12 protein-coding genes are annotated in these 9,383 nt (G+C 70.9%); 4 read left to right on the forward strand and 8 right to left on the reverse strand.

The features are described from left to right. Positions 1 to 25: 25 nt before the first annotated feature. Positions 26 to 172: a hypothetical protein gene (locus D0D37_RS46450; RefSeq protein ID WP_162834072.1), complete on the forward strand. Its 147-nt coding sequence runs from the start codon at positions 26 to 28 to the stop codon at positions 170 to 172. Between the two features lie 67 nt (positions 173 to 239). On the opposite strand, the gene msrA is transcribed toward D0D37_RS46450, so the two are convergent. Both msrA and D0D37_RS04230 read right to left on the reverse strand, forming a co-directional pair. After that, the gene (msrA, locus tag D0D37_RS04225) at positions 240 to 740 is read right to left on the reverse strand and encodes a peptide-methionine (S)-S-oxide reductase MsrA (protein WP_116199162.1); all 501 of its coding nucleotides are present in this window, start codon (positions 738 to 740) and stop codon (positions 240 to 242) included. A 38-nt stretch (positions 741 to 778) separates the two neighbouring features. Next, on the reverse strand, positions 779 to 1,666 hold the full coding sequence (locus D0D37_RS04230) for a LysR family transcriptional regulator (RefSeq protein ID WP_116199163.1): 888 nt from the start codon (positions 1,664 to 1,666) through the stop codon (positions 779 to 781). 84 nt (positions 1,667 to 1,750) lie between these two features. On the opposite strand from D0D37_RS04230, the gene D0D37_RS04235 reads away from it, so the two are divergent. Then, positions 1,751 to 2,611, forward strand: a complete 861-nt coding sequence (locus tag D0D37_RS04235; RefSeq protein WP_244223374.1) for an EamA family transporter — start codon at positions 1,751 to 1,753, stop codon at positions 2,609 to 2,611. A 32-nt stretch (positions 2,612 to 2,643) separates the two neighbouring features. Here D0D37_RS04235 and D0D37_RS04240 read toward each other — a convergent pair whose 3' ends face one another. Beyond that, a complete protein-coding gene (locus D0D37_RS04240) occupies positions 2,644 to 2,961 on the reverse strand; it encodes a winged helix-turn-helix domain-containing protein (protein WP_116199164.1) in 318 nt (105 codons plus the stop codon). After that, a complete protein-coding gene (locus D0D37_RS04245) occupies positions 2,958 to 3,446 on the reverse strand; it encodes a hypothetical protein (RefSeq protein ID WP_244223375.1) in 489 nt (162 codons plus the stop codon). The genes D0D37_RS04240 and D0D37_RS04245 overlap by 4 nt, the downstream gene beginning before the upstream one ends. 93 nt (positions 3,447 to 3,539) lie before the next feature. On the opposite strand from D0D37_RS04245, the gene D0D37_RS04250 reads away from it, so the two are divergent. Continuing rightward, complete coding sequence (locus tag D0D37_RS04250) at positions 3,540 to 4,166, forward strand: DsbA family oxidoreductase (protein WP_116199165.1); 627 nt, start codon at positions 3,540 to 3,542, stop codon at positions 4,164 to 4,166. 90 nt (positions 4,167 to 4,256) lie between these two features. On the opposite strand, the gene D0D37_RS04255 is transcribed toward D0D37_RS04250, so the two are convergent. Further along, a complete protein-coding gene (locus tag D0D37_RS04255; RefSeq protein WP_116199166.1) occupies positions 4,257 to 4,748 on the reverse strand; it encodes an ATP-binding protein in 492 nt (163 codons plus the stop codon). Between the two features lie 193 nt (positions 4,749 to 4,941). Here D0D37_RS04255 and D0D37_RS04260 point away from each other — a divergent pair, with 193 nt between their 5' ends. Further along, on the forward strand, positions 4,942 to 5,397 hold the full coding sequence (locus D0D37_RS04260; RefSeq protein WP_116199167.1) for a nuclear transport factor 2 family protein: 456 nt from the start codon (positions 4,942 to 4,944) through the stop codon (positions 5,395 to 5,397). A 63-nt stretch (positions 5,398 to 5,460) separates the two neighbouring features. Here D0D37_RS04260 and lepB read toward each other — a convergent pair whose 3' ends face one another. The 3 genes from lepB to D0D37_RS04275 form a co-directional block, all read right to left on the reverse strand. After that, positions 5,461 to 6,345, reverse strand: coding sequence for a signal peptidase I (gene lepB, locus D0D37_RS04265; RefSeq protein WP_116199168.1), 885 nt, complete (start codon positions 6,343 to 6,345; stop codon positions 5,461 to 5,463). A 339-nt stretch (positions 6,346 to 6,684) separates the two neighbouring features. After that, on the reverse strand, positions 6,685 to 7,836 hold the full coding sequence (locus D0D37_RS04270; RefSeq protein ID WP_162834073.1) for a glycosyltransferase family 4 protein: 1,152 nt from the start codon (positions 7,834 to 7,836) through the stop codon (positions 6,685 to 6,687). A gap of 240 nt (positions 7,837 to 8,076) precedes the next feature. Continuing rightward, the coding region (locus D0D37_RS04275) for a polysaccharide pyruvyl transferase family protein (RefSeq protein ID WP_208719795.1) at positions 8,077 to 9,383 on the reverse strand (1,307 nt) is incomplete at its 5' end.

Raw genomic sequence — 9,383 nt, forward strand, 5'->3', positions numbered from 1 at the left:
GGCGCGCTTCGCCAGTGTCCAGGCTGTGGCGACGTTGGTCTGGCGCGTCTGCCCGCGGCCGAGTTGGCGGCGGTTCACGTCGTCGGCACTGTTCCGCCGCGCGCTGACTCCGTTGGGCGCGCCCGCCGGTGGGTTTGTGGCGGTGCAGCGGAATCTGCGCGGGTATGGGTGATGGCGGCGGCTCGGTTACGGGGGTCGGCGTTCCGGGACGCCGATGCTGCGAGGGCGGGCTGAGGCCGTCAGGCGCGCTTCGGGAGTTTCCAGCCGGGGCGCGGGAAGTGGCAGGTGTAGCCGTTGGGGTAGTGCTGGAGGTAGTCCTGGTGCTCGGGTTCGGCTTCCCAGAAGTCGCCGGCGGGGGTGACCTCGGTGACGACTTTGCCGGGCCAGAGGCCGGAGGCGTCGATGTCGGCGATGGTGTCTTCGGCGATCTGTTTTTGTTCGTCGGTGGTGTAGAAGATGGCGGAGCGGTAGCTGGTGCCGAGGTCGTTACCTTGGCGGTTTTTGGTGCTGGGGTCGTGGACCTGGAAGAAGAATTCCAGGAGGGTGCGGAAGTCGGTGTGGGCGGGGTCGTAGGTGACTTCGATGGTTTCGGCGTGGGTGCCGTGGTTGCGGTAGGTGGCGTGGGGGACGTCGCCGCCGCTGTAGCCGACGCGGGTGGCGGTGACGCCGGGCTGGTGGCGGAACAGCTCCTCCATGCCCCAGAAACACCCGCCGGCCAGAATCGCCTTTTCTTCCGCCATGTCGCCTCCTCCGTGCTCGAACCGCTTCGCCCGCCATGCTAGTCGCCGGGCAGCAAGCCGAGGACCAGGGCGAGCGGCGGCCACGCGTCCCGCCCGCGCCGGGTGCAGGCGAAGGCCCGCAGGCGGACGTCGGGGCCGGTCAGCGGGAGGACGGCGACGTCGGGCCGGGTCGGCCAGGAATCGGGCAGCAGGCCGACCCCGCCGCCCGCGGCGATCAGGTCTTGCACCAGGTCCAGGTTGTCCGCGCGGTGGGTGAACCGCGGCGAGAACCCGGCCATCGACGCCAGGGTCCCGACGACCGTCTCGTCCGCGCCGTTGCGCGAGTTGCCGATCCAGTCGTGGTCGCGGAACGCGGTGAACACGTCCAGGGTTCCGTTGCCCCGCAACCGGTTCGCGTCCGCGCGCGGCACTGCCAGACCCCACGGCGCCGTCCACAGCGGACGGACGGCCAGCGACGGATCGGCGGGCGCGGGCGCGAGGTTGTAGTCGTAGGTCAGGGCGAGGTCGATGTCGTCGGTCCGAAGCTGCGCGAGCGCTTCGGCGGGTTCGTGCTCGCTGATCGTGACGCGGACCTGCGGATGCCGTTGCGCGAGGAAATCCGCGACCGGCAGCACGGCGTGGCGCACGCCGGTCCCGAACCCGGCGACGCGCACGGTTCCGGCGGGCTCGGCCTCGGGGTCGAGATCGACACGGGCGGCTTCGACGGCGGCCAGGATCGTCACGGCGTGCTCGGCGAGCCGCCGCCCGGCGGGAGTGAGGCGCACGCGGCGGCCGTCCGGTTCGAGCAGCGCGACGCCGGTTTCCTTGGCCAGCACCGAGATCTGCTGCGAGACGGTCGACGTTGTGGTTTCGAGCACGTCCGCGACCGCGCGCATCGAGCCGAGCCTCGACAACTCGAGAAGGAACTGCAGCCTGCGAGTGTCCATCCGCTGATTGTCCAGGATACTCGGACAGTACGTCCAGGATCGGCAGGTGGACACGAACGGTCCGGATGAGTTCTCCTGGACGGCGTGCTCCCCTCCACTCCTCGCGCCGGTGTCGCCCTGGCCGTCGGCGCCATGCTGTCCGTCCAGCTCGGACTGGCGGTTTCGGTGAATCTCGCGAACCAGGTCGGGCCGACCGGCGTCGCGTGGCTGCGGCTCGCCTGGGCCGGTGTGCTGCTCCTGGTGCTGGTGCGGCCGCGGCCGTCGGCGTTCCGTCGCCCGGCCTTGCTGACGTGCGTGGTGCTCGGCTTCGCGACGGCCGGGATGACGATCCTGTTCATGGTCGCCGCGACCCGGTTGCCGCTGGGCACGGCGAGCGCGCTGGAATTTCTCGGCCCGCTGACCGTCGCGATCGTGCGCGGCCGAGGCGGAAACCGGGTGTGGCCGGTGCTGGCGGCGGCCGGAGTGGTGCTGCTGACGCAGCCGTGGCAGGGCGGGACCGACCTGCTCGGCCTCGGCTGCGCGCTCGCGGCGGCGGTCTGCTGGGGCGCGTACATCGTGCTGACACAACGAGTCGGCGACGAGGTGACCGGCTTGCGCGGGCTGGCGGTGTCGATGCCGGTGGCCGGTTTGGTCGCCACCTTCGTGCACGCTCCGGCGGTGGTCGGCGAGCTGACGTGGCCGCTGCTGCTCGCCGGGCTCGGACTCGCGGTGCTCGTGCCGGTGGTGCCGTTCAGCCTGGAGATGCTGGCGCTGCGCCGGTTGACGGCGTCCGCGTTCGGGACGCTGATGAGCCTGGAGCCGGCGATCGCGCTGGTGCTCGGGCTGATCGTGCTGCACCAGGTGCCGAACGTCGCGGCGGTGGCGGGGATCGCGTTCGTGGTCGCGGCGGGCATCGGCGCGGAACGCACGGGGGCGCGGGAGCCCGTGAAGGCTGGGGTCTCGTGAGTGCTGATCCCGGTTAGAACCGGGATTAACACTCACGAGTCTGCTGGCCGCGGCGTGCGTTCGACGATGTGCTGCAGCGCTTCGACGTGCCCGAGGAATCTTCGCCGCCCGTCCTCGGTGGCGCGGATCGACGTTTTCGGGACCCGGCCGAGGTATTTCCGCTGCTGCTCGACGTGGCCGTCGGTGCGGAGCGTCGCGAGTTGCTTGGACAGCGCCGAATCCGAGAGCGAGACGGCGTCCCGCAGGAAGGCGAAATCGCACCAGTCCACAGCGGACAGCACGGACATGATGGCCAGCCGGGTGGGGTCGGACAGCAGCCGGTCGAGTCCTGGCGGGGGCGTGGCGGTCATCGATCCCCTCGACGGCGGGCGACTGCGAGCAGTGCCTGGGAGAGCGCGAACAGCAAGGTGAACGCGATCCCGAAGAGCACCCCGGCGACCGTATCCGGGTAGTCGCGCAGCCCGAGCGCGTCGGCGAGAGCGGCGGCAGCTTCGGTGCCGTAGCGCGAAACCAGCCAGGCCCCGACGCCGCCGATCACCGCGACGACCCCGAAGACCCACGGCACGAACTCTTGCCGCTGCTGGACCCCGCGCAGGCGGCTGAGCGGTGCGGACCGAGTGCGCGCGCCGACGGCGAACACGACCAGGAGCAACCCGAGCACGGCGACGGCGACGAACTTGCTGCCGTCGACGAAGTCGTTCACCGCGGTGAACCCGGCGGTCACCACGAAAATCAGCAGGTAGACCCACCAGGGCAACCGCGCGGTGCGGCGTGCGCGGTCCTGGTGCGACCGGACAGCGGCGAGCGCTTCGGCCGCGCGTTCTTCGTCGGTCACGATTCCCTCCTCGGCTACTTGCCTACTTGGAATGTAGTCACTTCTTTCCGGGGCGGCAAGTAGTCGGACGCGACCGCGTTCTACGCTGGCGGCATGCAGGTGGAAATCTGGAGCGATGTCGTGTGCCCGTGGTGCTACCTCGGCAAAGAGCGGTTCGAGAAGGCGCTGTCCGGGTTCGAGCACCGGGACGAGGTGACCGTGACGTACCGGTCGTTCGAACTGGACCCCGGGAAGACCGGGACCGAGCCGTTGCTGGACATGCTCACCGCGAAGTACGGGCCGCAGGCCGCCGAGATGGAGCAGCGGGTCGCCGGGCTCGCGGAGGCGGAGGGGCTCGGCTACCGGACGGACCGCGAAATCGGCAACACCTTCGACGCGCACCGCTTGCTGCACCTGGCCCGCGAAAAGGGGCTGGAGACCGAGATGGTGTCGGCGTTGTTCCGCGCGAATTTCGCCGAGGCTCGCGCGGTGTTCACCGGCGAGGTGCTGGCCGATGTCGCCGAGGAGGCCGGATTGCCGCGCGCTGAAGCGGAAGCGGTGCTGGCGGACCCGTCGCGATATGCGGACGCGGTTCGGGCAGAGGAGCGGGAAGCCGCGGAACTGGGCGCGGGAGGAGTGCCGTTTTTCGTGCTGGGACGGCGGTTCGGTGTTTCCGGCGGGCAGTCGGTGGAGGTTTTCGCGCAGGCGCTGGAACAGGCTTGGCAGGCTTCTGCCGGGTGACGGTCGCTGAGGTGGTTCAGCGGCCGGAAGCGTTCGCCCGGCCCGGCTGCCGGGAAGCAGCCGGGGGCGTCCGTCCAGGCGCGGTGACGATTACTCGGACCAGGTGCTGAGGCGGTTGAGCAACCGTTCGAGCACCTGCGGGTCCGCGGTGACCGGTTCGCCGGAGACCGGCTCGTCGACCAGCGTGCGGCGGTCGCCTCGGCGCGGCAGCCGGACCTGGCCCGCCGAAATCCCGCCGGGCAGCGGCAGTTCGCACCAGGTGGTGCGGCCGCCGCGGTCTCCGTGGCGCACGCCGATCCGCTCGTCGCGCGGCGGCGCCGGGGCGACGAGGTCGTCGTCCACCTCGACGACGAGCCGGTCGCCGCTCAGCTGGAGCCGGACGGTCACGAAGGCGGGCGCGGACGGGCTGCTCTGGTCGACGACGTCGCCGACAAGCCGCACGGCGGCGTTCGTGACCTGGTCCAGCATCGGCATCAGGGACCAGTCGGTCAGGATCAGGCGGACGAACAGCTCGGTGCACGGGACCGCGCTCGGCTGCGCCACCAGCCGGAGGTCGTCCACCTGGGTAGTGCGCGTGCTCAAGCGTCACCTTCCTCCTCGGCGAGCGGTCCGATCGGCCGGGACCGTGCGGGCATCATGCCACCGCCGCCGGGGCGGGCTGCGGCGGGACCACGGTGTGCGGGAGAAGCGCAGGTCACAGGTCCGGGCCGGGTTTCGGGCCCGGAGAGCGGTCTTGGCGGGCCGGTGTCCACAGTGGAACTCCTATGCTGGCCGGATGGCGGCAGAATCGGCCCGGTGGGCGATCCACGACTTGATCATGACCTACGCGGCGTGCATCGACGCGGGCGATCTGGCCGGAGTGGGCGAGCTGTTCCGCGAGGGAACCCTGCACAGCGGCGGCGGCCGGACCGGACGGGAGGCCGTGGAGAACTGGTTCCGCGACATCCTGATCCTGCATCCGGACGGCACCCCGAGGACCCGCCACGTCACGACGAACGTCCGGATCACGGCCGACGAGGACACGGCTTCGGCACACAGCTACTTCACCGTTTTCCAAGCGACAGCGGACCTTCCGCTGCAGCCCATCGCCGCCGGACACTACGACGACCGGTTCGTCCGGCACGGGGACGAGTGGCGGTTCGCGGAGCGGACGCCGGTGCTGCAGATGACCGGGGACCTGACGCGGCATCTCCGGCTGGAGGTCGTGCGGGCAGCCAGTTCTGGGCAGTGACAGCGCTTTCGCGACGGCGAGCCCCGGCAGCGGTCGGGCGGACCGCCGGCCGGAACCCTGGCGTCAGTCCTGCTTGCTGAGTTTCCGTCGCAGACCGCGCCCGGCGGCGAGCGCCGGGAACGCCAGCAGCGCGCCCGCCCCGAGCGGGATTCCCTGCTGCCACGCCGGAGCCCCGAGCGCGGCGGGGGCGGCTTGCGGGTCGTGGTCGCTGACGCCGCCCCAGCGCGACGGCGGCAGGACGATCACCCGGGCCTTGCCGATGACGTCGTCCACCGGGACGGTGCCGTTCACCCCGCCGCCGCCCTGGCAGCGGGAGTCGCACGAGTTCTCGCGGTTGTCGCCCATCACCCAGAGGCTGCCCTTCGGGACGGTGACCGGGGGGAAGGTCTGCCGGACCGACGGCGGCTGGTCCAGCCAGTGGATGTAGGGCTCGTCGAGCGGTTTGCCGTCGACCAGGACGCGGCCCTTCGGGTCGCAGCACTGCACGGTCTGGCCGCCGACGGCGATCACGCGCTTCACGAAGTCGCGCTCGTCCGGCGGCGCGAAGCCGACCAGCGAACCGAGGCCGCGCAACGTCTTCGTGAAGAAGTTGCCCGATTCCTGCGGGGCGATCTCGTTCGCGGTCCACGGCTGCGGGCCGCGGAAGACGATGACGTCGCCGGGCCCGGGATCGGTGAAATCGTAGGTGACGCGGTCGACGACGACCCGGTCGCCGAAACAGCCGTCGCAGCCGTGCAGCGTCGTCTCCATCGACGCCGACGGGATCAGGAACACCTTCGCGACGAACTGCTGGATCAGGATCGTCAGCACCAGCGCGATCCCGATCAGGATCGGCAGCTCCTGCCAGAACGGACGCTTGCGCCGCGCCTTCTTGGGCGGCTCGTCCGCGCCGGGACGCTCGGATCCGGACTCGCCGGGGGCAGGGACTGGGGGGATCGGGTCGGCCACGTCGCCAGGCTACCCAGAACCGCCCGCCGGACGGCGCACCGCGGGCGGCCACGATCGGGGGGTCGTGCCGGTGAGCGGGACGGCAACCGGAGGATTCGCCCGCGGGGAAGGAAAACGGGCCGGAATCCGGGTGCGGATCCGGAATCCGGCCGGGGACGCGTTCGGGGCGCGGGATCCGGTGGAAGCCGGTTAGCACCGGGGTGGCGTGAAGGGGAGGTGAAGCGGGGCAGGGAGTTTGGCGTGCCGGGCCGGACGCGTGCCGGTTCGTCGGACGTGCTGCGGCGGGGCCAAGGCGTTCGCTTGGCTGGCCGTGCTGCGGGGATTTCGCCGAGCTGGGCGTCACCGGGCGACCGGAGTGCCACGACGATCGACCGCGGCCAGTTGCTTGATGAACTCCGCGACCCGATGACTCCACGTGTACCTGCTGCGGACGAGTTCATAGGCGTTGTCCCGGATCGTTTCCGCCAGAGCCGGGCTGCTCTCGAGACGCCGCAACTGTTCCGCCAGCGCTTCAGGAGAACGCGGCGCGGCTAACAGCCCGTTGACGCCGTCGTCCACCAGCGAGGCGAGCGGACCGATCGCGGTGGCGATGACCGGCACCCGGCTCGCCCATGCTTCGAGCAGCACTGTCGGGAAGGCGTCGTTCGGGCTGATCGGGCAGAGCACCAGAGATCTGGCAGTGCGGAGGGCCCGGAATTTCGCGTCGCCGCTGAGGTTTCCGGCGAAGGTGACGTGGTCGGCGATGCCGAGTTTCCGGGCGAGGGCTTCGTAACCGGGACGCGCGGCACCGTCGCCGATTACCAGCAGCCGGGCGGTCGGTGCGGATCGGGAGCGGTGAATGCGCATCGCGTGCAGGAGTTGATCCAGGCCTTTCCACGCGTGCGTCGGGGCCAGGCGTGCCAGGAAAGCGGCGGCGTACGGGCGGCCCGCCACCGCGAAATCAGCCAGCGCTCCGGAGGCGATCGCGTTCTCCAGGACGCCGACTTTGTCCCCGTAACGGGGACGGAAACGGTCGGCGACATAGCCGGAAACACCAAGGATCAGATTGGCCCTGCGAAGCATGAAGCTCTCGGCTCCGGCGTAGGCGCGGGCGACGGTGTTGAAGACCGGATGACCGTCCTTGGCCAGGGCGGCGGCGTGATAGGTCACGACGACAGGGGTGTTTCCGGAGACCATCGTCGCGGCGTCGGCCAAGCCGGGCACCGGAGTGTGGACGTTGAGGTAGTCGGCTTGTTCGGTGCGCAGGATGCGGCGGATCTGGAGCGGCCAGCGCGGGTCGAGCGGCGTGTTGGAGAGTTTGGCGAGCGTCGGGAGCCGGTAGACCGGGAAGCCGTCGTCGGACCCGGCGCGGGTGCTGGCGGTGATGACGACGGGCCGCCATCCGGGGACCTCCTGCAGCGCGGTGGCCAGGCTATGCACGTAGGTTTCGACGCCGCCGACATCCGGCGGGTAGTACGGCGTCGCGAAGACGACGGTTCGTTCTCGGCTCACGGAGGCTCCTGTCCTCATTGGTCCGGTTGGCTGGGCGCGCGCGGATGTGATGGTGTGTGCCCGGGGGATGGGGGACTTCGAGGAGGCGCAGGATGTCCGGGATCCGGATGCCGTGGGCGACAGTGCGGTGCCGCGCGTGCGGCCACGACCGCAGCGAGCATCAGCATTTGCGCGGAGGCACCGACTGCGGACGGTGCGGCTGCCGCCGGTTCAGGTGGCTGCGGCGGGGCTGACGCCGGGTCAGGCGGCATCGAGCAACGGGCTCAGGTCGCGAGCCCGGAGCGCGTAAGGGGGAAGGACCTCGCGCAGGTGCCGCCGGTAGTTTTCGCGGTGGTCGATGAGGCTGTCGAGGAGCGTGGGCAACGTGGTGTCGCGGACTTCGCCGATGCCGACGACCCACTGTTCGAGCCCGAGGTCGCGCATGATCCCGCCGGTCTTGTGCTCGTACTCGATCGCGAGGCACGGGACGTGCGCGGTGAGGGCGAAGATGACGGAGTGGAAGCGGGTGCCGATCACCAGGTCGGCCTCGGCGTAGAGGGCGCGGGCGTCGCGGTGGTCGAAGGTGTCGTCGCCGAGGACGCGCAGCCGGGGGTGCTCGAGTCCGGCGGCGAGGCGGGTGTTGACCCTGCGGTCGTCGTCGCCTTGGAAAGCGCAGGTCACCTGGGGGACCAGGACGACGTGGTACCCGCGGCCGAGCAGGTGGCGGATGCCCGCGGTCAAGGCGTGTTCGTACCGGTGCTGCCCGGGCTCGTCGAGCCACTGGCGGGCGGTGACCATCGCGATCCGGGCGCCGGCGGGGATGCCGAGGGCGGTGCGCCAGTCGCGGTCGGAGCGGGTTTGGAAGGCGAAGGCGCTGTCGACGCTCCGGGTGAGCAGACGTGACGGCAGCCCGATTTCGGTGAGCCGGTCTCGGCTGATGTCTTCGCGGACCAGGACCGCGTCGGCGCGGCCGAGGACGTGGCGGACCAGCACGCGCTGGACCCGACGGGGGAACGGGCCGTAGGACTGCGGGCCGGTCACGACCCGGACACCGAACCGTTCGGCCAGCCACAGCGGGAGCAGCAAAAACAGGATGTTCAGGTCGGAGGCGAAGTTCGGGCGTCCGTGCAGGAAGCCGCCGCCCGTGGAAATGACGAGGTCCGCGGTCGCGAGGGCGTGCAGTTCGCGGCGAGGCTCGGCGGGCAGCAGCCGGGCGACGGCCAGCAGCGTCCGACGCGGAAGCCGGGCGGCGGCGAGGGCGACTATGGGCAGCAGGCTGAGCTTGCGCAGGATGCGCCGGAATCGGGGGATGTTCTCCTCGCCGGAATAGCGGCGGAACGAGCCGAGGTTGGGGACGCCCTCGAACTCCGGCCACCGCTCGGGGTGCTCGAAACCGGCGATCGCGATCCGCGCGCCGGGCAGTGCGCGGCGGATCTGGTCGAGCAGGACGCTGAGCAGGGCGGCGTCGCCGCGGTTGCCGCGCTCGAACGCGTTGACGACGAGGACGCGGGTCATCGGCGGGCCTCCGGGCGGGGGTGCTCGGGTCGGATGGGTGAGGTGTTGCGGGT

This window comes from Amycolatopsis circi (assembly GCF_003385235.1).
Taxonomy (GTDB): Bacteria; Actinomycetota; Actinomycetes; order Mycobacteriales; family Pseudonocardiaceae; genus Amycolatopsis; species Amycolatopsis circi.

Bases quoted from the DNA above. Each gene is read 5' to 3' on its own strand.
- D0D37_RS04250 (WP_116199165.1), top strand. From the start codon at position 3,540: ATGCAGGTGGAAATCTGGAGCGATGTCGTGTGCCCGTGGTGCTACCTC.
- D0D37_RS04230 (WP_116199163.1), bottom strand. From the start codon at position 1,666: ATGGACACTCGCAGGCTGCAGTTCCTTCTCGAGTTGTCGAGGCTCGGC.
- msrA (WP_116199162.1), bottom strand. From the start codon at position 740: ATGGCGGAAGAAAAGGCGATTCTGGCCGGCGGGTGTTTCTGGGGCATG.
- D0D37_RS04240 (WP_116199164.1), bottom strand. From the start codon at position 2,961: ATGACCGCCACGCCCCCGCCAGGACTCGACCGGCTGCTGTCCGACCCC.
- D0D37_RS04260 (WP_116199167.1), top strand. From the start codon at position 4,942: ATGGCGGCAGAATCGGCCCGGTGGGCGATCCACGACTTGATCATGACC.